The organism is Paenibacillus sp. 4624, from assembly GCF_050435065.1.
GTDB classification, from domain to species: Bacteria; Bacillota; Bacilli; order Paenibacillales; family Paenibacillaceae; genus Paenibacillus; species Paenibacillus amylolyticus_D.
Map to the genome: position 1 here is coordinate 414,319 of NZ_JBNDJR010000004.1, position 22,385 is coordinate 436,703.

The 22,385-nt window shown below is 45.5% G+C and carries 21 protein-coding genes, 1 tRNA gene and 3 pseudogenes; 7 read left to right on the forward strand and 18 right to left on the reverse strand.

Translation table 11 applies throughout. The annotated features are described in order from the left end of the window. Positions 1-61: 61 nt before the first annotated feature. The 4 genes and pseudogenes from ABIE27_RS12315 to ABIE27_RS12330 form a co-directional block, all read right to left on the reverse strand. A complete protein-coding gene (locus ABIE27_RS12315; protein WP_123064257.1) occupies positions 62-964 on the reverse strand; it encodes a DUF4261 domain-containing protein in 903 nt (300 codons plus the stop codon). Between the two features lie 17 nt (positions 965-981). Next, positions 982-1,437 carry a DUF86 domain-containing protein gene (locus ABIE27_RS12320; protein WP_123064256.1) on the reverse strand — a complete coding sequence of 152 codons (456 nt, stop codon included), beginning with the start codon at positions 1,435-1,437 and terminating at the stop codon, positions 982-984. 174 nt (positions 1,438-1,611) lie between these two features. Beyond that, positions 1,612-1,899, reverse strand: coding sequence for a Dabb family protein (locus ABIE27_RS12325; protein WP_123064255.1), 288 nt, complete (start codon positions 1,897-1,899; stop codon positions 1,612-1,614). Positions 1,900-2,197: 298 nt separating this feature from the next. After that, positions 2,198-2,614: pseudogene (locus tag ABIE27_RS12330) on the reverse strand (phage holin family protein); the annotation flags it as partial. A 448-nt stretch (positions 2,615-3,062) separates the two neighbouring features. On the opposite strand from ABIE27_RS12330, the gene ABIE27_RS12335 reads away from it, so the two are divergent. Beyond that, the gene (locus ABIE27_RS12335; RefSeq protein WP_090920440.1) at positions 3,063-3,659 is read left to right on the forward strand and encodes a helix-turn-helix domain-containing protein; all 597 of its coding nucleotides are present in this window, start codon (positions 3,063-3,065) and stop codon (positions 3,657-3,659) included. A 231-nt stretch (positions 3,660-3,890) separates the two neighbouring features. After that, positions 3,891-4,082, forward strand: coding sequence for a hypothetical protein (locus ABIE27_RS12340; protein WP_123064253.1), 192 nt, complete (start codon positions 3,891-3,893; stop codon positions 4,080-4,082). A gap of 145 nt (positions 4,083-4,227) precedes the next feature. On the opposite strand, the gene ABIE27_RS12345 is transcribed toward ABIE27_RS12340, so the two are convergent. Continuing rightward, positions 4,228-4,312, reverse strand: a tRNA-Leu gene (locus ABIE27_RS12345). Between the two features lie 222 nt (positions 4,313-4,534). Here ABIE27_RS12345 and ABIE27_RS12350 point away from each other — a divergent pair. Then, positions 4,535-5,527 carry a Gfo/Idh/MocA family protein gene (locus ABIE27_RS12350; protein WP_123064252.1) on the forward strand — a complete coding sequence of 331 codons (993 nt, stop codon included), beginning with the start codon at positions 4,535-4,537 and terminating at the stop codon, positions 5,525-5,527. 66 nt (positions 5,528-5,593) lie between these two features. Here ABIE27_RS12350 and ABIE27_RS12355 read toward each other — a convergent pair whose 3' ends face one another. The 4 genes from ABIE27_RS12355 to ABIE27_RS12370 all read right to left on the reverse strand — a co-directional run bounded on the left by ABIE27_RS12355 (position 5,594) and on the right by ABIE27_RS12370 (position 9,585). Further along, positions 5,594-7,216 carry a sensor domain-containing diguanylate cyclase gene (locus tag ABIE27_RS12355; protein ID WP_123064251.1) on the reverse strand — a complete coding sequence of 541 codons (1,623 nt, stop codon included), beginning with the start codon at positions 7,214-7,216 and terminating at the stop codon, positions 5,594-5,596. A gap of 164 nt (positions 7,217-7,380) precedes the next feature. Continuing rightward, on the reverse strand, positions 7,381-8,115 hold the full coding sequence (locus ABIE27_RS12360; protein ID WP_429350605.1) for a spermidine synthase: 735 nt from the start codon (positions 8,113-8,115) through the stop codon (positions 7,381-7,383). A gap of 64 nt (positions 8,116-8,179) precedes the next feature. Then, positions 8,180-9,088, reverse strand: a complete 909-nt coding sequence (locus ABIE27_RS12365; RefSeq protein WP_429350606.1) for a LysR family transcriptional regulator — start codon at positions 9,086-9,088, stop codon at positions 8,180-8,182. Between the two features lie 62 nt (positions 9,089-9,150). Further along, positions 9,151-9,585 (reverse strand): MerR family transcriptional regulator, encoded by a 435-nt coding sequence (locus tag ABIE27_RS12370; protein ID WP_240036812.1) that lies wholly within the window; start codon positions 9,583-9,585, stop codon positions 9,151-9,153. 204 nt (positions 9,586-9,789) lie between these two features. On the opposite strand from ABIE27_RS12370, the gene ABIE27_RS12375 reads away from it, so the two are divergent. The 3 genes and pseudogenes from ABIE27_RS12375 to ABIE27_RS12385 form a co-directional block, all read left to right on the forward strand. Then, positions 9,790-10,632, forward strand: a complete 843-nt coding sequence (locus ABIE27_RS12375) for an SDR family NAD(P)-dependent oxidoreductase (RefSeq protein ID WP_429350607.1) — start codon at positions 9,790-9,792, stop codon at positions 10,630-10,632. Between the two features lie 125 nt (positions 10,633-10,757). After that, positions 10,758-11,921, forward strand: a complete 1,164-nt coding sequence (locus tag ABIE27_RS12380) for an oxalate decarboxylase family bicupin (RefSeq protein WP_123064246.1) — start codon at positions 10,758-10,760, stop codon at positions 11,919-11,921. Positions 11,922-12,001: 80 nt separating this feature from the next. Further along, positions 12,002-12,391, forward strand: a pseudogene (locus ABIE27_RS12385) (alcohol dehydrogenase catalytic domain-containing protein); the annotation flags it as partial. A 241-nt stretch (positions 12,392-12,632) separates the two neighbouring features. On the opposite strand, the gene ABIE27_RS12390 reads toward ABIE27_RS12385, so the two are convergent. From ABIE27_RS12390 to ABIE27_RS12400, 3 genes are all read right to left on the reverse strand, one after another. Next, a complete protein-coding gene (locus ABIE27_RS12390; RefSeq protein WP_123064245.1) occupies positions 12,633-14,603 on the reverse strand; it encodes a PTS fructose transporter subunit IIABC in 1,971 nt (656 codons plus the stop codon). Between the two features lie 76 nt (positions 14,604-14,679). Continuing rightward, complete coding sequence (gene pfkB, locus ABIE27_RS12395; RefSeq protein ID WP_429350608.1) at positions 14,680-15,591, reverse strand: 1-phosphofructokinase; 912 nt, start codon at positions 15,589-15,591, stop codon at positions 14,680-14,682. 2 nt (positions 15,592-15,593) lie between these two features. Then, complete coding sequence (locus ABIE27_RS12400; protein WP_111273017.1) at positions 15,594-16,340, reverse strand: DeoR/GlpR family DNA-binding transcription regulator; 747 nt, start codon at positions 16,338-16,340, stop codon at positions 15,594-15,596. 207 nt (positions 16,341-16,547) lie between these two features. Here ABIE27_RS12400 and ABIE27_RS12405 point away from each other — a divergent pair, with 207 nt between their 5' ends. After that, complete coding sequence (locus ABIE27_RS12405; protein ID WP_429350648.1) at positions 16,548-16,811, forward strand: G1 family glutamic endopeptidase; 264 nt, start codon at positions 16,548-16,550, stop codon at positions 16,809-16,811. A 185-nt stretch (positions 16,812-16,996) separates the two neighbouring features. Here ABIE27_RS12405 and ABIE27_RS12410 read toward each other — a convergent pair whose 3' ends face one another. The 6 genes and pseudogenes from ABIE27_RS12410 to ABIE27_RS12435 form a co-directional block, all read right to left on the reverse strand. After that, a complete protein-coding gene (locus ABIE27_RS12410) occupies positions 16,997-17,470 on the reverse strand; it encodes a hypothetical protein (protein WP_429350609.1) in 474 nt (157 codons plus the stop codon). A gap of 159 nt (positions 17,471-17,629) precedes the next feature. Next, positions 17,630-19,057 (reverse strand): NAD(P)-binding domain-containing protein, encoded by a 1,428-nt coding sequence (locus ABIE27_RS12415; RefSeq protein WP_429350610.1) that lies wholly within the window; start codon positions 19,055-19,057, stop codon positions 17,630-17,632. 372 nt (positions 19,058-19,429) lie between these two features. After that, on the reverse strand, positions 19,430-19,645 hold the full coding sequence (locus tag ABIE27_RS12420) for a hypothetical protein (protein ID WP_240036840.1): 216 nt from the start codon (positions 19,643-19,645) through the stop codon (positions 19,430-19,432). A 258-nt stretch (positions 19,646-19,903) separates the two neighbouring features. After that, positions 19,904-20,223 (reverse strand): annotated as a pseudogene (locus ABIE27_RS12425) (hypothetical protein); the annotation flags it as partial. Between the two features lie 310 nt (positions 20,224-20,533). Continuing rightward, a complete protein-coding gene (locus ABIE27_RS12430; RefSeq protein ID WP_429350611.1) occupies positions 20,534-21,376 on the reverse strand; it encodes a hypothetical protein in 843 nt (280 codons plus the stop codon). Next, the gene (locus ABIE27_RS12435) at positions 21,377-22,360 is read right to left on the reverse strand and encodes an ABC transporter substrate-binding protein (RefSeq protein WP_429350612.1); all 984 of its coding nucleotides are present in this window, start codon (positions 22,358-22,360) and stop codon (positions 21,377-21,379) included. Between the last annotated feature and the right edge of the window lie 25 nt (positions 22,361-22,385).

Below are 22,385 nucleotides of genomic sequence, written 5' to 3' on the forward strand. Positions count from 1 at the left end.
CAGATTGAAAAAAAACGGAACAAAAGCCGCTCCGGGTTAACATGCCCATCGTCTTCTTATTTTACCGGACTGCCTGAGGCGCAGGTACAGCATGCTCTTCTCCCGGATTCAGATCTACCACATATCGCCCTGGTGCAATTAAAGCAAACTGATGCTCACAGCGCCAGCGCTGTCCACCGGACGAGCCCAAGGTTTGACCATCCTGTAATACATCCCCCTGATCAAATATGTAATACGCAGCACCCAGCAGTGTCTGAGCCACTGTATCGGGGTCAAGTCCAGTAAAGTGACATTGCACATCAGGCACGCCAAGCGCAGATAAACCTACGGTATCCATAACCAGCTCTCGCTGTTGCTCCGTCCCCCCCGCTTGATACATCCGCACATTCATTGCGGCATAGAGATGCTCCTCGCGTTCCTGGGATTGCTTATAAGCTTCAGGTTCAACCAGTTTGTCACTGCCGTACCAGTAAAGCGCATCACAATTCAGTGTGTCCAATACAGCCAGCACCGTTTTCTGGAACAAGTCCAGACGCTGTTTACGCGGCATGGCAGCAGTAAACATATCATGAATCCGAAGCGAATATCGAGCAGAAGCTAAAGCTTGTCCCGCTTCAGGCCAATGCCAAGCTTGCTGCAAAGCCCCTCCAAAACGTGCACGCTCCACAATCTCATGTACGGGCAGGAAACAAGTCTGAGCAGGAATACTGCCTTCCTGGAAAGCCACTTTATGTGCCATATGGTAAAACACCAGCATCTCCTGTGTTCCCTGTTCCTTTTCCTCCTGCTTTACATCGAGTCTCCCTTGCCCCGTCCGATGAATGAGCGCCTCCTGTAAAACCTGCCGATTCACGTCCGGCTTTTCATTAAACAGGAACTCCACCATATAAACGGGATGAAAACCCGAAGACATCTCGTCGCTTTCCAGCTTTCCTTGATCTGTCCCTTTCGAATCTTTCTCCATACAACTTCCCTCATTCCTTACTCTGTCACTTGGCCTTCATTTCCCTGGAACGGTCCAAGTTCTTTTTCCACATAAGTGCTTACCTGGCCGGAGAACTGTTCAAGCACATCCGGCAAGGCTGCACTAAGTGAATTCAACACGGTTCGTTGCCAGCTGTAATAATCTTGCACAAGCGGTTTACGCAACGTAACAAGTTGACGCAAAACACCGTACGTTGATTCATCAAATACGTTCTCTTCATAATTAATCTGAATAATATCATCGTAACTGCTTGCATCTCTCATAATGAAACCATCAATGAGATAACTGCCCACATCAGTCACAATCTCAATGGCAAGATGCAGACAACGTTCCTGCACCATCCCCAATACCAGACCACCATCCCAGGCCTGTACAACCTGCCGAAGCCCTTCAGCAACTTCCGGTATCGCATCAAGCCGGCGAGCGATCTGCTCCCTGTTCACATAATACATTCATTCACTTCCCGTTCAGTGAGTTATCGGTTTCGTTTTCCTCTGCGCTTAAGCCAGAAGATCATGACAGGGCAAGCGATCAGAAACACAACAAAAATATATAAAAATTCCATAACGTCTCTTAAATCGCTCATGAAGATTCCCCTTCAAATCCAGAATATAATGTGTAAAACCTTAGATCACATAGTCAACAGCAATGGATTGTTCTCTGACTTCATTCATATACTTGATGACATCCTGATGGAGCGGGTGAACCTGATACGCTTGAAGATCTTCCAGCGAAGCAAATTCCGCCGTCAGTGAAATGTCAAACGATCTGTCCGAGCGCAGAACATCGATACCTACCTCAAGCGACATGAGAACATCAATCTTACCTTCCAGATTACGCAGAACCTGGGCGGCGGCCTCAATACTTTCTGCGGAACGATCTTTCATTTTGAACAGGACAATATGCTTAATCATCTGGGCAAACACCTCGTTTGAATTAATAACTAGAACCTATTAGCTATGTTTCGTGTATCCAAAATATATCATATCACCGTCTAATACGAAAGGATGCATTGTATGCGTTTCCCGAACTGTGATAATAAATCTAATGCTAATCCTTGGTTAATTTCGACTTATTCGACGTATCAGAGGACACTCCCCCATCCTCAGGCTCCTTCTCCTCACCTTGCACGGTTTGAACATCTTCTTTTGTTTGAACGTCTTCTTTCACGGAGGAAGGGCTAGCAGAAGTTGGCTGAGGCATGTTCCATTCCCGGTCAGGCAGACTATTCTGTTCCTCTTGTTTCTTAAGTACTGCGATAGCCTGTCTGAGCTTGGTAGGTAAAGGCAGTCCAATCCTAGCATAATTCTCTGTTATTGAGATTAGTTCATTGACCAAGTAAAAATAAATAGCTCCTCCCTTAATAATATCGGTTCCCATAATCAGATCAATACGGTGAGCAAGCAGAACAACGGTCAGCATTAGCCCTTTTCGCGCAAGTCCCCAGAAGCCGATGTTACTGTTCAATCCCGTTCCCGTTCTCACCGCCGCCGCCAGACCTGTAACATAATCAATGGCCATTGCGATCGCAAGCAGACTAAGCAGCTGATCCCACCCGCCAAAAGCGAACGTCACAACCGCTCCCGAAATAGCAGTAACCGAACTCACCGCTGGGCTCACGTTCCTCACCTCTCCCTTGTTCTTTCTTGGTTTGAGCACCCTACAATATATGTGAGAATGAGAGATTGTGACCGTTCATCTGTCTTGCTGAACATGCGGATTTATCATTTCAGATTTGTGCACCTTTTTGGGTTGAACACCAAAAGCAGATTCACAAATAGAGTGAGAGTTCAGGTGGAAAACAGCATGAAATCAACAAAAACAACACAAAAGTTCTAAAGACCCAGTAATAGGTATATAGAACTAATTAATTTGTGATCTCGTACAATTCATTCCATCTTTTTTAGTGAATCATTGTAATCTAGGAATATACTAGGATGTGTTTCGCAAGAGGTCTAGTTCATAGTTCCCTCTTTCATGTAGAATGACGCACAAGCGGTTTTCAAACCAGTAATTGCGGCACTTGAAAGTACCCCTTTATTTATTGTAGTATTTGGTTAAAAAAATCGGAGGAAATATGCCTAATCAACCAGAACAACATTCCATCCAGGCGTGGTCTCTGATCAACCGTAAATATTTGGGAAAAGGTGTCCGTGTTAAACGGTTCCGCAAACCGACACGCTGTCAAATCCGCAATCGTGTTCTTCTTGCCGTGCTGATGGCCAACGATATTAAATTGTCTCAGCTCGCTGAAGACCTCTCGATCTCCTCACGCAGTGTAAGCGCGTGGGTGTATGAAGGGCGAATACCCGGCAGTACCAATCTGGACAAGACCTGTCAGTTGCTAGGCTACCCGCGCCATATTCTTTTTAATGAAGAGGTTGTGCGCAATAGTCCTGTCATCTGTCAACCTGAGCCTTCCCGCTTTATGAAGCGGACGGTAACCCGCTCTCCAGTGAGTAACCGTATTTTGACCGGCCTGTGTATGGTCCATGATTTGTCGGTGACAGATGTCAGCCACTGGATCGGGGTTCATCCCGGCACTTTCCGCAAATGGCTGCATCAGGGGACGCTGCCTTCTGCCGCGTTTCAGGAACAAGCGGAACAATTTTTCCGCATCCCGAAAACTATTCTGTTCGCAGATGTCATTCTTAAGGATCGTCGAAATCAATAAAACAGTGAACAGCCAATAGGCTCTGCGCCCCTCTCGGGGGCCAGAGCCTATTTAAATTGGATACGCCAGAATGATGAACGATGCATAATTCACCTAAAAAAACTACAAAATGAAACTGTACAGCGAACGATCATTACATTACATAAATGTTGGATACGTACGCAAACAACCAACTATCCTGATCCAAAAATGAACCACTCCATACTTTTATTTTAGAAGCAGGTGAATAAAATGAAAACTTCCAAACATCTGGGGATCGCCTTGGGCTTTCTCGCAGGAACCACCTTTGGCAGCGGAATCGCGTTTCTGTTTCGTTTCTCCCCTGTTCAGTTAATGCTTAGTGTTGCTCTATGCGGTTTAGCTGGTATTCTTTCAGGTTTGCTGACCAGTAAAATTTGGTATAACCGGATTCAGGAACGTTAATTTCATCTAACGCGGTCCTACACTGTACTACACAGCAGGTAACGAATCCCTAACTTCTGATCAGCCCTCTCCCTTAACAAAGAAAAGCAAACAAAAAAAGGCTTGTACACTTCCCAACCGGGCAACGTACAAACCTTTTTTGTTATGCGGTCGAGAGGACTCGAACCTCCACGGGGGGTTAGCCCACACGGACCTGAACCGTGCGCGTCTGCCAATTCCGCCACGACCGCATATTATGTATCTCTTCATCATCGATGAAAAGCATTCCGGTGAAGCAATTCCTTGTTTTACCGTAATTCAGAGTATACATGCTTCAAATTTATAATGCAACAACTTTTTTCAACCCTATAGAGAGACATATGTCCTTTTTTCACTAATCCAAACCGGCTATGTTTATCAATAGAAATTTCATACTGAAATAAAGCATATAAACCAACGAAGGAGTCTTTGATTTGCAAAATTCAAAACTATGTTTTATTGGGGCTGGATTTCATGCCTCCACGAATATTTACCCTGCAGCGATCGAAGCAGGCGCAACCATTCAGGCTGTGGCTACAAGGAATCTCGAACGTTCTCAGGCGGCCCTGGTGCGCTTTGGCAGTTCCGGTCAAGCCTATAATCATATTCGCCAAATGCTGGAGCAGGAAACCTGTGACGGGGTCGTCGTCGTTGCTCAGCCTGCGGATCAAACCAAACTTGCTCTGGAATGCATTGGGGCCGGTAAACATGTCTATGTGGACAAACCTCTCGGCTGGACTGCAGAAGAAGCCGAAAAGGTGGCCGAAGCAGCAGATCAGGCTGATGTTGTGGTCATGGTCGGTTTTATGAAACGTTATGCTCCGATTTATCAGAAACTCAAGGCACTCATTGATGAGAGAACACTCGGTAAAGTGCGCTCGTTCCAGATGAAATTTGCCGTAGATAGCACGCCCTTTTGCGAAAATGAAGAACAGTTCATAAAACTTGCTGCCATACATATGGTGGATCTCATGCGCTATTTATTTGGCGAAGTCACGCAAGTAACCGGAACTACTGTAAGAGACGGAAATCATATTAACCAGAGCATTTCCTTGATTTTCGATCAAGGTGTTACGGGCAGTGCCTATTTTACAGGAATGAGTGCATGGTCACGTGAAAGCGAAAGTGTTCTAGTTACTTTTGAGCACGGATTTGCACTAGCCGATGAGATCACCAAACTTACAATCCATGAAACTTATAGAGGAAATCAGCTTCCATGGAAGTCCCTTGGAGAACACGACTCGGTATACACACCTTCCGGCACGCCAATGTCTGGTGCCCATAGGGATCTTTATCTGCGTGGTTTTGTAGGCGAAATGAGACACTTTATGACCTGCTGTCAGACGGGGGCCGTTCCACTCTCAAGCGCCCGTGATAATGTTCGCACGATGGCTTTATGTGACCGAATCCTGTCATCTTTCATATAGAAACAGAAACAGACCCTGTCCATAAGGGTCTGTTCGGGTTCTTCTCTTCCTTTGTTTTCAGTGCCACTATTCTGCTTGTTCCACCGTCTGAATGATAACGGTCCGATTGCGCCCCTCTTCTTTGGCCAGATAGAGCGCATTATCTGCAAGATGAAACAATTCCGTTTCCAAGCGGGAATGCATTGGAAATTCAGCAATGCCTGCGGATATCGTAACCGTACGATCAACAGCGAGCACGCTTTCTTCAACCGAAATCCGAATGCGTTCGGCTATCTCATACGCCTTCTTCGAATCATAATCCCTCAACAGTACAACAAACTCTTCACCGCCAAACCGAAAACAAACATCCTCAGGCCTTACAGACATCTGAATCAACTTCGCGATCTGTTTTAAAACCTCATCTCCGGTCGAATGACCATAGGTATCATTAATTAACTTAAAGCGGTCGATATCGAGAACAATGATTGCAAATGGATTCTCATCATGAGTCCATGCCTGAATCACTTCCTCAAAGGTTCTGCGATTATTCAAACCTGTTAATGCGTCCGTTCTCGCATCATACACCAACTGATCCGTCTTGTTTCTGAAACTTGCCAGGGCTCCAAGAACTGTTCGGGTAAGCAAATCAGCTTCCCTGTTCCAATGCGGCTTCACGACAGGTAACTCCACCCGCCCTTTGTCCACTTGCTGCACAAGATCAGCCAAGAATACAAACGGATGTACCAGCTTCCGCGCAACTCTTAACACAATTAGAGTCAACAATATAAACGGCACAGCTATGTAAAGCAGCAACAGTCCAATCTGACGGTTTAACTGATCATATACGATTTGGGTTGGAGATACGACAACCACTCCCCAGTCGGTTGCTGGAACTTTGTAATATCCTGCAAGCGTATTAATCCCATCCAAATTCGTATATTGCTCTTGACCTGTCTGATTTTTTATCAGTTTCTGCACCACGGTATTATCCCTAATATCTCTGCCAATTCGGCTGACGTTGGGATGAAAAAGCAACGTTCCTTTATGGTCAACTATAAAAAAGTATGTTCCGTTATCGGTTTTAAGTTGACTTCCAAACGACAAATCGAGTATATTATTTTCCTGCAAATAGATGCTGCCACTAATCATGCCTTTGAACTTCCCCACCGGATCAACAATCGGTTCACTGAGAAAAACAATTCTACGATTCGTTCGCGGTGTGAGGTAGGCATCCGATACGTATGCGGCTTTTGATTTGATCGCCGCTTTGGCCGCCTCGGAGCTCACATGTCTACCAATGCTGGCCTGAGAATACGGTGATCTCGACAGTACAAGCCCCATCTTGTCTGTCAAAACCACAGCGTTAAAATAATCACTGCTATTATGGATGAGATCCAGCGCAGTGTTCAGCTTCTCCATATCATTGAAATCGACGTCTTTGAAATGTGCGGCTCCATACTTTAAGCTTTTTTTCATGGATTCAAATAAGGAGTTTAACGTTTGACTCATCTGTACAGCACTCGCATAGTTAACCGAGAGAGTATTGTTGATAAGAGATTGTTTCTGTGTGGTATACGAGGTAATTACCATGATCGTTAGCGTCATTAATACGGAAATGGTAACGAAACCACCAAACAATGCGGCAAGACTGACTTTTTTGAACTTCTTTACTTTTCTGCGTAATCTGGATTTTTTTTTATTTGCAATCATTTTGCTTCCCCCGGATTTTCATAAAAAAGCATACCTATATCATCATATAATAAAGTTGTTAAGAAACAATGAAGAGAACGAGATATCTTAACATTTATTTATAGGATTGACGAATTCATGACAAAATACTACCTCCGGGAAATCAGCGAATTCTCTTCATCTAGTTATCCTTCAATGATATAACCCTCTTCCAGGTTTTGCTCCACAAAGCCCGCCATATACCTCATCCGAACATCAATTGGACGAAGACTGCCCATCAATATGCGATTCTGGACGTCATTGGTCTCGGCCGGAAGTGCAAAGGCACGGACATAGGGAAATTCTATTGCAAGCGTTGTGTAGATTGCATTGACAAGCTGATCGTTTCCAGAACGTCCAAACACATTAAGCAGCACAGCACCACCCGCATACAGTTTGTCTTTTGCCATGTTAAAAAAAGAACGGTTTGTAAACTGTTCTGGTGTGCCCGTTGCCGTAAATGCATCTATAACGATATAATCGTACGTCGCAGCCTGCTCTCGTTCCAGCAGTTCTCGTCCATCACCCACCAGGACGGGTGACCCTTTGTATCCAAAAAAGTGCTGACTGATTTCCACAACCTCTGTATCCAGCTCCGCCACTTTAACTTGTCGATCAGACAGATATGAAGGAATTGTGCCAATACCCTGCCCCACGACGAATACACGATTGTAATGCGGATTATTTCGCTCCATCAGGTGCAGCATGGCCCTCGGGTACTCTAGAACAATTCTGGAAGGTTGCTCTAAATCAATCGCCCCCTGCACGGCATCATTGGAGAACTGCAATACGCGAAAATGTCCTTTTTCCCCGTAAAGCCTTTTCGTCTCGTACACAGTCAATTCATGCTGCTCACTTTTATTCCGGTATAGTACTCTCAACTTCCTGCTCCCTTCGGATGATACGTTGAACCTATGAAATCAATATTACAAAGAACCTGTGTAATCAATCTTGCAAACCAATCGCTTCGTGTAATGCCTGCACATAAGCCACGCCGAGATTGGAAAGTGACGTGCTTTTATGGCAAATCCACCCGACATTGATGGACTCTTCACATTCGAGCGGAACCGGAATGATCTCGTTGCCGTTCAGATCGGCGCTAAGCACTCCAGTCGAGATCGTATACCCGTTCAGACCGATAAGCAGATTAAATAAAGTTGCCCGGTCGTTCACCTGAATGCTTTTCGGATGAGATAACGTACTCAGAATTTCTTCGGAAAAATGAAAAGAATTATACTCCCCCTGGTCAAAGGACAAGTAAGGATAATCCTGAAGCTGCTCAATAGCCACGGACTCCTGCTTTGCAAGCGGATTGTTCACACTGATGAAAATATGTGGTTTCGCTGTAAACAGGCTTGTAAACACAAGTCCGGCATCCTTCAACAATTTGTTGATGACTTTGCTGTTGAATTCGTTCAGATAGAGGATGCCAATCTCACTCCGAAGGCTTTTTACATCCTGAATGATCTCATACGTCTTAGTCTCGCGCAGTGCAAGTTCATATTCATCATGACCATACTGCTGAACAAGCCTTACAAATGCATTCACGGCAAAAGCGTAGTGCTGGGTGGATACCGAAAAATGCTGCGGAGAAGGCTTCGCATTCAGATAACGATTCTCCAGCAATTCGGCCTGTTCGACGACCTGACGTGCATAACTTAGAAACTCCACTCCTTCTTTGGAAAGAGTAATGCCTTTATTGGTCCGTTCAAAAATGGTAATACGAAGCTCCTGTTCAAGATCGCGAATCGCATTCGATAAGCTCGGTTGGGAGATAAACAAACGTTTGGCGGCTTCGTTCATCGATCCGTGTGTGGCGACCTCGATTACATATTTAAGTTGTTGTAATGTCATCACTTGACTCCTTTTCCCCATATCCTTCGTACATCTTATATTCCATTACATGTCATATTCCATCAAGAGAAAGTTTTCTTTTTGGCGATCCCTGTCACTAGATTCTCTGCTTCCAGCGAACACTGCTCAGGAAACATGCTGCGCTGCTCAAGCTTATTCTGAATAAAATCAACGACCTGCTGCAGAGAGGTGATCTGCTCTTCTACTTTTTTCTGATAATTGACGAGCATCTCCCGTTCCTCCGGGAAATCGTTCAAATCCGACTCCAGCGACATCCGAAGAAATGGCTTCATCTCCTCAAGAGACATGCCCGTTTTCTTCAGACAAGTAATCAGACTCATCGTCTGGATGTCCTGTTCCGAATAGACCCTGTGGCTACTTGCTTTACGTTCCGCACGGGGAAGCAGACCAATTTTCTCGTAATAACGGATGGTATCTTTGGATAACCCCGACCGCTCCGATGTCTCATGAATGGAGAACATACTTTGCTCACTCATCATTAGCCCTCCCATACCCATACTTCTCTCTATCATATAACTTGGAGCTGGCTCCAAGTCAAGCCTGAAATCTACTCTTGACTTGGAGCCTGCTCCAAATTGTAGAATGACCTCTCGTGCAGATTAATCGGTAAACTCACTTGCTCTTTGTATTGCACACCGATTGATTCTGATATAACTCGAATACATGAGGAGGTCATCTAAATGAACCAAGTAAATCCGCTTCGCACTGCCGTAATCACAGGCTCATCTTCAGGCATCGGCCTGGAGCTTACAAAGCAGCTTCTACCGAATCAATGGCAGATTATCGGTCTTAACCGCTCCGCGTTTCCAGCAGACGATCGTGTAATTCAGTCCGCATTAAGCTCAGGTCAGTTGCGAGCCGTTCAAGCCAATTTCACGAATTATGCCAGCCTTCGCTCAGCACTGGATCAGATTCGATCACAGACCGATACCATTGACGTCCTGTTCAACAATGCAGGCGGGAGCACATCAACCCTTCAATACTCCGATCAGGGGCGGGAGCTGCATTTTGAGCTTCAGACGGTGGTTCCTTATATCATTTATCGGGAACTGTATGAGTTGCTCCGCCAAGGGAGGATGAAAACCGTAGTGAACACCTCCTCAACTGCTTTTCGCATGATGAAGACATTCGACCTTGATACACTGGAACGGCCAACTTCGTTCAAAAAGCTGTTTGGCCCTTACGCTGCGTCCAAGCTTGCTCTCTCATTATGGACAGCTGAGGCAGCATCCAGTGCTATGGTGGATGGCATTCGGCTTCTTAGTGTTGATCCCGGTGGAAACAACACGCTAAGAAGCAACAAAACATCCGGTTTGCCCTTCTATATCAAACCTCTTATGAAGCTATTCTTCTCTCACCCGAGTCGAGGTGCATCACTGCTTCATGACGCGGTGCTCGGAAGCGTGAAGCATGATTCCGGTGCGTTTCTGGTTAACAATAAGGCAGCACGCCTTCGTTTTCACGAGCAAAGCTCTGCTGTACTTCAACGGGTGCATGAAATCTATGAGGAGAACTGGACTTGACCGAATAGGGTCAGGTCTTTTTTATCTTTGTCCTTCATATTTTCCAAGCCTGCCTTCATAGGTGTAAGCATAGTGATAAATCCACATGACGCGGATTGCGGCAGATATCGGAAGGAGACATCAGGATGAGTAAAGAAAAACAACCCAGTGCTCAGCCGTTTATTATCCCCCAGCCTATTCGAAGCGACGGGGCAGGCGGCCCGGATTATGGACCAAGAGACGTGTTAAGAGACAAGCAAAATCCCGATATGCTTGTGCCACCTAAGACAGACAATGGCTTGTTACCTAACCTCAGGATGTCCTTCTCTGACACTCATATGCAGCTTAATCACGGCGGCTGGTCACGTGAAATTACGGTGCGTGATCTGCCTGTTGCCACTACGCTTGCTGGTGTGAATATGAGCCTGACTCCAGGCGGCGTCCGCGAACTGCACTGGCATCAGCAATCGGAATGGGCCTATATGATCTGGGGTACAGCCCGGATCACTTCTGTGGATCAGAACGGGCGAAACTTTATCGCTGATGTCGGTCCGGGTGATCTTTGGTTTTTCCCAAAAGGACTTCCTCATTCGATTCAAGGATTAGAGAACGGGTGTGAATTTTTATTGGTATTCGATGATGGAAACTTCTCTGACCTGAATACATTATCTATCTCGGACTGGTTTGCCCATACGCCACCAGAGGTACTATCATTGAATTTTGGCGTTCCTGAGTCGGCCTTCCAGTCGATGCCCAAGGAACAGGTTTATATTTTTCAAGATAATGTACCCGGTTCACTTGAAAGCCAGCGCGTTCAATCCCCCTACGGAACCGTTCCTCTTCCGTTTACCTATCGTTTGCTAGCACAGGAACCTTTGATCACACCTGGAGGAAGTGTGCGCATCGTTGATTCCACCAACTTTCCGATCTCCACTACAGTCGCTGCAGCGCTAGTCGAGATCCAACCTGGAGCGATGCGTGAGCTGCACTGGCACCCCAATGCCGATGAATGGCAGTACTATTTGACGGGTGAAGGCAGAATGACCGTCTTTGGTGGCAATGGTATCGCACGCACCTTTGATTACCGGGCCGGAGATGTAGGATATGTTCCCGTTGCCATGGGGCACTATATACAAAATACCGGTAAAGACACATTATGGTTTTTGGAAATATTCCGAAGTGACCGTTTTGAGGATGTCTCTCTCAATCAATGGATGGCTCTAACACCGCGTGATCTGGTACGAGACAATCTGAACGCTCCTCCAGAACTGCTCGATGCGTTACGAAAAGTGAAATGGCCTGTCGTATAAACTAGTATGAACCTATATCATTTTCGTGAAAATGGGGGAAAAGGGGGAGAAAACCACAAAGACCAAGGAGGAACATGAAGATGAAAGCCGTTACGTTTCAGGGTATCAAGGACATTCAGTTGAAACAGGTCGAAGATCCGACACTGCAACAGCAGGATGACATTATCATTCGTATTACTTCAACGGCGATCTGTGGATCGGATTTGCATATCTATCAAGGCGCGCTTCCTGCTGCAAAAGACTATGTAATCGGTCACGAACCGATGGGCATTGTAGAAGAAGTCGGACCTGGAGTTACACGAGTGAAAAAAGGGGATCGAGTCGTCTTGTTGTTCCTTTCCGATGTGTTGCCGACGGCATACTGGAGTGTTGAAAATGCCGGCGTCAAGCCTGGGGATACCGTCACTGTACTTGGCAGTGGCCCCATCGGGATAATGACGCAAAAGTTTGCCTGGATGAAAGGAGCCAAAATGAAGGAATCAAGATCAGGAATAAACAATAAAAGCAGACATCTCTTAAAAAGGAGGTCTGCTTTTTGGCTCTTGAATTTTCTCCAACTCGTAGGTATTCTACCATACCCCTCTCCAAACAAAACAACAAACATAAAAAAGCATCCCTCCAATGAAAATTTCACTGGGGAGATGCCTAGAGTTGATCATCGTTTCACCATTGGTATAGCAAGTTCACCTGAACTTACATTAACCTATTTTATTATTTAACAAGCGCAGGTGACTTCTTCCACAATCCCAGAATGAGACCTGAGATGACAGAACCAATAACAACTGCGAGCAGGAACAATATGGTGTGGTTAGCCAAGAGTGCTACAAAGACACCACCGTGTGGAGCTGGTACGTTGATATTCCACAGCTGTGTAAGTCCACCTGCTACCGCAGAACCAATAATACAGGAAGTCAGTACACGAAGCGGGTCAGCCGCTGCAAATGGAATTGCACCTTCTGTAATAAACGAAAGACCAAGCACATAGTTTGTCAAGCCGGATTTGCGTTCTTGTTCCGTGAATTTGGATTTGAAGAACGTTGTTGCAAGTGCAATCGCGAGTGGAGGAGCCATACCGCCTGCCATAACCGCTGCCATCCAAGCACCGTCTGTATTTCCGCTGGATGTAAATACACCAATCGCAAAAGTATAAGCCGCTTTGTTAAACGGACCACCCATATCAATCGCCATCATACCGCCAAGCAACAAACCAAGCAATACTTTGTTACCTGTACCCAAATTACCAAGTGCATCTACAAGCCATGTGTTCAAAGCTCCGAAAACCGGATCAAAAATGTAATAAGCAATCGTACCAACGATCAGCAAACCAAGAACCGGATAGAGCAGAATCGGTTTCAAGCCGTCAATGGCTTTGGGCAGACCTTTCAGCGCTTTACGCAATCCAATGACAACATAACCCGCAAGGAAACCGGCCGCTAGACCACCAAGGAAACCTGCATTCGAGTTTACAGCCATCAAACCACCAACCATACCAGGCATCAGGGCCGGACGATCACCGATACTCATCGCAATAAATCCGGCAAGTATAGGAATGAGGAAATGGAACGCGCCTGTTCCTCCACCAATGGTTTGCAGCAATTGTACAATTGGATTTTCAGGACTTGCAAGTTGTTCAAACAAGAAGGAGATCGCAAGCAGGATGCCACCGCCGACAACGAATGGCAGCATGTGTGAAATGCCGTTCATCAAATCTTTGTAAATTTTGCTTCCCACGCTTATCTTGCTATCGCCTGTACCCTCATCCTTGGCGTTGCCACCTTGGCTGCGATAGATTGGCGCATCACCATTAACCGCCTTGCGGATCAGTTCTTCGGATTTACGAATACCGTCACTTACGGGTCTTTGCAAAACCGGTTTACCGTCAAAACGAGCCATCTCTACATTTTTATCAGCAGCGATGATGACACCTTTGGCACGAGCGATCTCATCAGCTGTCAATACGTTTTGTGCGCCCTCGGAACCGTTGGTCTCCACACGAATGTTGATGCCCATCTCTTGGGCTTTTTTCTTCAAAGCATCCTCAGCCATAAAGGTGTGGGCGATCCCTGTTGGACAAGCTGTAACAGCAACAACAAAATCTTCTGTATTTGCGTTTCCAACAATGACACCGGAGTTGTTTTTCACGTTGTTAGCACCACTTTCAGTCGAAGATGCTTGTGCTTCTCTCTCTGCTTTAGCTTTCTCTTTCGCAGCTTCCTTCTCCGCAGCTTCCGCTTGTTTCGCATCAAACAAAGCGCTAACTTCTTGAGGCGTATTCGTGTTCATCAGTTCAGCGATGAAATCGCTATCAACCAACAGCCTTGAAAGAGCCGCTAGTGTGCGAAGATGTGTATTGCCTGCGCCTTCTGGTGCTGCAATCATGAAGAAGATATGAGCAGGCTCGTCATCCAATGCTTCAAAGTCCAAACCCTGTTTACTTTTTGCAAAAACGACCGTTGGTTCATTAACCGCTTTGGTTTTGGCGTGTGGCATAGCAATACCGCCGCCGATGCCTGTGCTGGACTCCGCTTCTCTTTTGTAAATCATTTCTTTAAACAAAGCTGGATCATTAATACGTCCACTTTGGTTAAGACTGGCGATCAGTTCGTCGATTGCCTCATCTTTCGTGGTTGCTTGCAGATCCATAATCATCGTTTCCTGAATCATTAAGTCAGTGATTTTCATCTTGGAACACTCCCTTAAGTTCGGTCGGCCTGCACATAGCAGGCCTTATATCCGTTGTTCAAGTTATTCATGGTTATTAAAGCGTTGTAATCGTCACCTGATTACGCAATTCGTCAATAAACTCACGTGTAGCGAGGTCATCCGAGAAGGCTGTCGCACTGCCGGAAGCTACCCCTGCACGGAATGCTTCAAGCAAGTCTCCCTGCAGCACGTAGGTACCCACAAATCCGCCAATCATCGAATCACCTGCACCAACGGAATTTTTCACAGTCCCCTTAGGTACAGTTGCGTGATAGACATTTGTCTCGGTGATAAACAATGCTCCTTCTCCAGCCATGGAGATCAACACATGTTTGGCACCTGCTTCGAGCAATTTACGTCCGTAGGCGACCAATTCCTCACGGGTTTCAATGGTTACGCCAAACAATTCAGCTAGTTCATGATGGTTCGGCTTCACCAGCAGCGGCTGATGAACAAGTCCTTCCATCAGTGCAGGTCCTGTAGTATCAATAACAAACTCGGCTTGCGTCTGCTTGCATACATGAATAAGACGATCATAGAAGTCTGAACCAAGTGATGGCGGAACGCTGCCAGAGAGAATGACGATATCTCCTTTTTGCAAAGAAGACAGTTTATTCAATAATTGCTCGGCCTCTTCTGTTCGAATCGCTGGTCCAAGACCGTTAATTTCTGTCTCATCTCCATGCTTCAGCTTGATGTTAATGCGAGTGTCATCTGCAATGGTGACAAAATCTGTTTGAATCGCATCTTCCTGCAACTTGTCATTAATGAAACGTCCCGTGAATCCACCCAAAAATCCGATAGCTGTGTTCGCAGCACCGAGTTGATTCAGAATTCTGGAAACGTTAATGCCTTTACCGCCAGGTAGTTTCAAATCCCGATTCATGCGGTTAAGCCCGCCAAGCTTCAAATCGTGCACTTCGACGATGTAATCAATGGACGGGTTGAGTGTTATCGTATATATCATCGCTATCCCTCAATTATTTTAGTTTTCTGGGTGATTACCGTCCGCCAATGTTCTGGCATTCGCTCCGTAATCAGATCGGCCTCCTCCAAATCAAACAATTTGGCAAAAGTAATATCCCCAATTTTGCTGGAATCAGCCAGCACATAAGATTTCCCTGACAATTGATGTGCACGCCTCTTAATCAAGGCTTCCTCTGGATCAGGAGTTGTATACCCCATTTCCGGGTCTACTCCGTTACTTCCTAGAAAACACTTGTCAAATCGGAAATTGTCCATGTTCTGCAGCGCAATGCTGCCGATCACCGCTTTGGTATGAATTTTCATCATGCCACCCAGCAAGTAACTGCGAATTCGTTTGCTTACCAGCGCCTCCACATGGGACAATCCATTGGTCACCACTGTTACATCCCTGGCTTCTATAAAAGGGATCATAGCGAGTGTTGTTGTGCCGGCATCTAGATAGATGCACTCTCCATTCTGGATTTCCTGCGCTGCCAGCCGGGCAATCACTGTCTTTTGTTGAATGTTTTTGAACGTTTTTTCCTCCATGCCTGGTTCTAATGATTTTTCGTTCACCAGTGAAGCACCACCATGAATCCGTTTGAGCATCTGACGGCTTTCCAGATCAATCAAATCTCTTCTAATCGTGGATTCAGAAACACCCAACACATCAACAAGCTCTTGCAACTTCACAATGCCCTGCAAATGTAAGCGTTCTACAATTGCGGCATATCGTTCTTCAGTCAGCATATGCATTCCTCCAACTGCTTCTATAGTATCATAAATCCCGCAAAAAACAATCATTTTCATTCAAAATAATTTAAAAACCTTCAAATTCTTTCACCATTCGACTGATTTGATTGTCCAAGTGTCCCTATCCAATAGTCCATAGCACGCATCTGATAATCTAGTCCCAGTGGTTATGTAAAAAGAAAATTAAGGCAATCCTACAGACGAATCTCTGCGGAGTCGACTGTTCCATATGTTCTTCCTTCTTCACGCCGCTCGTATTCATCTGCATGGATTGGTATCGACGGTTTTGCAAACAAAAATCTGATTCAGACAGGAACAAGCCATAATTGGCTAAAAGGCAAACCCGTCTATTATGCCTGGTGGGGGATTCTGCCGGAAACCGAAACGATCATCCCCCATCCGGCTTGCCCCGGTGACTGTATGCGCGGTAGCATTACTAAGATCACCCGCCTTCTGTGCCAGAGATAAAGGAATTCTGATTCAGGGCAAGCGTGTCTTATCGATACCCGGATCTCCCAATGGTTGCAGAGATGGATTTGTAGTTCGTCGTGCTCAGTAAGACTTGTCGTTAAAAATCCTGCAACAACCGCCGCTTCTGGTGGCAGTGCTGCAGGATTTTGACGTTTTTGTATAATACGGGTGTATTTCTACATTCACTCCGTGGTTCCCACTTCCGGCTTTGGTTTCAACCATTTACCTTCTTCATTAATAAAAGCATCCTTGAATCTTCCCATCTCCAGTTGCTCGATCAGCTTCTCCTCATCCGTTGCCAATATCTCCATTAACTGTTCCAGCGTATAATATTCATCAGGATCATAATCAATCAGGATCGGTACAGCGGTGTCATATAATTCTCGGATCAGATTCTCGAAAGAAAGCCGCCCAAGATTAGGCATCTGCCGATAAACCTGTAATGGTTGGGACACCATATTACGGAATGATTTGTTCTCAAGGTTCATCCACAACGTATTACAAGCTTGTACACTCATAAAATTTTGCTCTACATCATAGAACTGCACTTCCTCAATTTTCATAAATTTCTCTTGAAAAGCTACAATTTTGATTAGAGGTACATTGCGTATACGTGATGCCTTTTTCACATGAGCCCTGAATTGCTCATAATTCATTTGTTTTATTTGTTTCTTTTGTTCCATTTCTTATCCCTGCCTTTAACATGATCCAAACGACATTTTACAACAAATCAACACCGAGTGTAAGTCACATTGTAAAAAAACAAAAAAAACGTGCAGCTTCACCTGCTGCACGAAAACGATCATAGGGTTGCATCAGCCAAGAACCGGGCGTTTCGCCCATGTCTCCGTAAACTCCGCTTCATTGTAATCATAAAACTCACGAAGTGTCTCCTCCCGGTCATCGAGGAACAATTGATCGGCTATACCTGAAACCAGTTTGGGAATAGCGCTTCTGGTGCCCGATATCGCTGAAGCAGACAACCCACAACTGGCCAGTGCCGAATAATTGAATATAAACAAGCCATGCAGTAGCGCTTTTCCCTGTTCACTTTTACTGGTCATTGCAAATCCGGGCGTTAAAAAAGGGTGTGCATCAAGTAGGGCATTCCGAACTTCCAACGGGGCTTCATAACAATCTTGCCAGCGAGCAATATGCTGATCCACGAGTTGCAGTTCAGGACGAAGAGCGGGATCGCTGAGCAGACCTGTACTTATAATAAGAAAATCAAATGTATAACTTCCATGGGGAGTTTCAACCTTTGCCCCTTGATCCGTAGCTTGCACGCTTAACCAAGGCGAGTCCAGATGCAGCTCGAATCCAGGCCAAGATGCAGCGCGGTTGAACGTATCATTGGTAGGTGGCTGATTATATTTGAAAAAGTGAGATATCACCTGATACTTATCCGCAATAGGCAAAGCGTGAAACCGCTCGATCATGCCGGATTGTTCCATTTGGCGAATGGGATTGACACGTGGTAATTGTGCACGTCTGACAAAAACATGAGCTTCAGCCACACCTGAGGCCAGCACGTGATTTGCATTATCAAAAGCCGAGGCCCCACCGCCGAGTACTGCCACCTTTTTTCCATTTAACCGCTCAAAGTCAATCCCTTCTGAAGTATGGGCATACAACTCTCGCGGCAGATGATCTGAGATTAGTGAGGGTACATGCCACTCGCCGCCTCCTTGAATACCGGTCGCAAGCACAACTTTCCGAGCCAAAATGTGCTTTTCACGACTTCCTTTTTCGATTACATGTAGCCGATGGATTCCCTCCCGTCCAGGCTCAATGAGATTCAACTTAACTTCGTTCTGCACTGGGAGACCCAGGATTTCACGATACCAACGCAAATAATTCATCCAGTCTCCGCGAGGAATTTTATCGATCTTCTCCCATCCTTCAACACCTGCCTGAGCCTCCCACCATGCACGAAACGTCAGCGATGGAATCCCTAAATCGATAGAAATTAGGTGTTTTGGTGTCCGTAAGGTTACCATACGTGCATAAGTTTCCCATGGTCCTTCTTGTCCAGCCACATTTTCGTCGATGACCAGAATATTCGAGATTCGTTCACGCAAAAGTCCAAATGCGGCCCCAAGACCACTCTGTCCACCGCCTACAATAACAACATCATAGACATGCCCTTCTGCATGCTCTCTTGTACGAACCCAACTGGTACCTCCAAAACATAATGACGCTAAATCATGCTTCACACGTTCATTCAAAGCTTCGAGGCCCATACTTCATCAACCCTTTCATAAATCTATCTAGAACAGGCTCCGTTGCATTCATACATACTTATCCCAAGGTTGCATTGCAATACCCGAATGTAATTAGCGTTATTATATGAGTTGAAATCCGGCAGCGGAAGCTAACTGAAACGTAATTGTCATTCGACCTAAAAATGATGGGTATACTTGTTTCTTGATACTAAAGAAGATCACTATGTTGAAAAGTAGAGCTGAGATGCCCTTGATTCAATGAAGATAACTGGAGAGCATCCAAAAAACAGACTCAGATCTGCTCCAAGTCTGTTTTTCTGTGACTCCCCTTTGTTGTAATTCTGCCAAATTATTTTGTTCCCTCTTACATGACCTTTTATATAGGCGTGCCTAAGTCATCTGATGAACAGACCAGAAAATCCCATTCGTCGAACCACTACCTAAGTTGAGTGAAATGGTAAGGCCATTCGCAGCATAGAACAGCCCAATGACGTCGCCTGCATTTAAAGCCACTTCCACCGCTAATGTAACAGAACTGCTACCGAGCACAGCTCTAAGGGTAAGCAACGTAACAGCTACATTCAGAACGGGCAACAATCCACTCACTAATGTTGTTACGGTTGGCGATGTTCTCTGAACCAGAAAAGCCGGATTTACTCCTGCACCCAGAGAAAGAGCAATGGCCGCGGTTGTTGCATAGTTAATTGTGGCTTCAATTGAATACCTTCCTGTCGCTGGAATCGTATAATTGCCTGTTGTTGCATTAAAGTTAGGACTAGTGTAGAACGGACTGGCTGTCGACCAGTTTGTTAATTGTGTACTTGTAGACGTAGTCAGATTGGCGAGAAAAGCCGAAAAGCCTTCGGTTGCAAAATTAGGACCAGTCGCTCCGGTGGCTCCGGTGGGTCCCGTTGCTCCGGTGGGGCTCCTACTGTGCCCGTCGCACCGGTAGCTCCAGTCGATCCCGTCACACCTGTGGCTCCGGCATCTCCAATAACTCCGGTCGCACCTGTTGCCCCAATTTCTCCCTTGACTCCAGTTGTTCCCCTCACACTCGTTACTCCAGCCACTCCAGTAGCTCCGGTTCCACCTGTTGCCCCCTTTATCCCTGGATACCCTCTTGGTCCCCGTAAATAAAGAGGATCACATCTCCTTTTTCTTTTAGCTTTATGTTTATTCTTTATATGAGATTTATTTTTTTTAACTAAAATCAACCTTGTTTTTGACTTCTTTTTAACTTTTCGCCGTGTTTTTCCAGTTAAAGATAATTTTAATTTTCTCTTCTTTTTAGGTATGCTACTCACAAGACAATCCTCCTTCCTTACAGAAGAGTCCTTCTACCGATGTTGTATTCATTTACTTTATGTCTAAGACTAGCTATGTGAGCCGCCTAATTCACAGGGATTCGTCGAGTCTTAAGCTCATAGCAAAAAACAGCTACCTTCGGGAAATACACCGACTGTAACTGATTTTAGTATTCGTATGAAATGACTACTACCTCAAAAGCATCCGCTGTCGCGATTCTGAATCTAGTTTTGGACAGGTGTTACAATAGCCGTGGGCAGAACTGCCGCTACCCACTTGATACGCCAGACAGCAATACCTGCGGATCAGAAGCGGCGGCCCCTGCCACTCCGGATGTTCAAAGCGTTGAAACCGAGTGAAAAATGAATTATTCGTTGATTCCTCTAGCCATACTTGTACATCATCCTTAATAAGCTGAAGTCGCTTATCCGTCTTCCATATCGCTTGATCTTCGATCAGTCGCGTAAGCAATTGTTGCACATTATGAGCAACCAGTGCATTCATAACCCTCAGGTTAGCTCCCGTTGCCGCTGCAACTGATTGGAATATACGTCCCAAGTGCAGCTGTAAACTATCCCGTAGCATACTAATTTCTGTCCTGCGCTGAGCCAAAACCTCACTAGTTGGAGCTACATTTGCCCCAATCCCCAGTCCTGAACCATTATCTAGACTTCTTTCCAACCGAGTCTCATAGCGCATGCCGCCCGTGCCATTCAATTCAAATCGGACAACATCATCCTCGATATTCAGAAGAGTATCATATAGACTGCAAGCTGAGATTACAGCCATAACCCATACCGAATATCGCTTGGCAAAAAGGGTACCTACCGCCACACTTCCTGTGCCGTCTTGATCCAGTCCCTGTTGTATGGCTTGTTGTTGTAATATCAAGTCTCTCTTCTCATCATGCAGCAAGTCACCGACAGCAAAAGCATAGGTGGAAGATTCATCGGCCCCACGGATACTCGTCACAAAAGACGTTTCCAAAACAGCTACCATCTCTGAACGATCATTCCCTGAATAAAGTACCATCTATTGAATCATATCTTTAATTTCATTTAATATTTCGCTTCGTCCTATAACTCCCCACCCTTTAAATAGCCAGAAGGAGTCGGTTTGATAGACCTGATCAGCTCCAACAGCCGGGACGTTTTTCCAAAGTGCGCTTTCTTTCATCTTGCTTAAATAATCCTGGGCATTGGGGTCAGCTTCAAGCACAACATAATTGGCATCGATATCTGCTATCTTCTCCATAGATAAATCCTCACGTTGGTCAGCAGGTGTCACAGCAGAAGGTTCAAACCCAAGATCATGATACAAAAGTGTATTCGTAGGGTGACCTTTGGCCGCATAAATTTGCAGGTTCTTCTCCCTCACTCTCAGATATGCCAATTTTTTCGTATCCAATTGTTCGATTTTACCTTTAAGCTGATCGGCTTGTTGCTCTACTTCCGCAATCTTTTCTTTAGCCAGATCAACCTTATTGTACATTCCAGCAATAGTCAGCAAATCCTGAGTCCAATACGTTGTATCGTCTTTGTAGTCCATCCAATCGTCACCCAATACAATCGTAGGAGCAATTTTCTCCAACTGATCATATGAATTTTCAGCTGTTCGACTTTCAATTACAATCACATCGGGATCAATCTGAACAATGGCTTCAAGGTTGGGACTATCTGCCGAACCTACCGTTGGAACACCCTGAAGCTGATCTGCCAGATAGGGCAAGTAATCTCCACCGTAACGTACTTCTACATTAACACCCGCAGGTTTCTCTCCAATGCTAAGCATGTGATCAATATAGGCGGCAGATAACACAACCATGCGCTCTATTTTTTGGGGTACAACCGAAGTACCCTTCAGGTGGTTGACTGTTTGTGTGCCCTTCTCTTCCGCCGTCGTATTCTGTTTTGAAGATGTTGCATCTGTTCCTTCCGTTGTTGTCTTGCCACATGCTGCTAGAACGAGCATGAGCAAGGACAACAAGATCATATAGGCTGTTCTCTGTCTTAGCATTCGTTATAATTCCCCTTCTCTACTT